The organism is Streptomyces sp. JJ36, assembly GCF_021696945.1.
Classification (GTDB): domain Bacteria; phylum Actinomycetota; class Actinomycetes; order Streptomycetales; family Streptomycetaceae; genus Streptomyces.
In genome coordinates, this window is sequence record NZ_JACYHE010000197.1 from 1 (window position 1) to 410 (window position 410).

Below are 410 nucleotides of genomic sequence, written 5' to 3' on the forward strand. Positions count from 1 at the left end.
GTTCGCGGTGATCCGGCAGGGCGCGCGGCGGACCACCGACAGCGGGCAGCGGGTGACGCTGCCGGCCCGGCCCGGCGTACGGCCCCGCACCGGCCAACTCGACGCCCTGGGACTGCCCGTCCCCCGGCGGCACCGGGACGTGGAGTGCCCGCGCACCCTCTCCTGCACGTGGATACCGGCCCCGTACGAGCAGTGGACCGGGGACGACGGCTCCACCCACTACGGCAACCACGACACCGGCAACCGCCCGGAGTCGCAGGAGATCGAGTACATCGTGGTGCACGACACCGAGGCCACCTGGGAGACCACGCTGGACCTGGTGCAGGACCCGGCCTACGTGTCGTGGCACTACTCGCTGCGGTCGTCGGACGGGCGGGTGGCGCAGCATCTGCGGACCAAGGACGTGGGCT

The 410-nt window shown here is 72.9% G+C and carries 1 pseudogene; it reads left to right on the forward strand.

Annotated elements, in window-relative coordinates:
• Positions 1-410 (forward strand): annotated as a pseudogene (locus HOY81_RS27140) (N-acetylmuramoyl-L-alanine amidase); the annotation flags it as partial.